General features: G+C 68.6%; 1 pseudogene. It reads left to right on the top strand.

Going from position 1 to position 255, the window contains the following annotated elements:
* A pseudogene (locus tag C5748_RS28735) lies at window positions 1–255 on the top strand (hypothetical protein); the annotation flags it as partial.

Raw genomic sequence — 255 nt, forward strand, 5'->3', positions numbered from 1 at the left:
CCACGGTTGCGACCATCCTCATCGGCGCGACCGCTGCCCTCTATCTCGCGCCGGGTGTCGCAATCTCCAATCCGACCCAGGCCGTGGCCGCGACGGATGCGTTCAGCGATCCGGCCCCGCAACGCTTCGAGGTGGCACAGGCCCAGACCGGCGGTAGCTCGACGCTCCCGGGCGGAGCGTCCTCGCTCAACGAGGTCTACCGGGACTGGCGGGTCGGTTGCGTACAGCAGGGCACAACCAAACGGTGCGCGATGT

Origin of the sequence: Phyllobacterium phragmitis (genome assembly GCF_002980495.1) — a bacterium.
In the GTDB taxonomy this organism is placed as follows: domain Bacteria; phylum Pseudomonadota; class Alphaproteobacteria; order Rhizobiales; family Rhizobiaceae; genus Paramesorhizobium; species Paramesorhizobium phragmitis.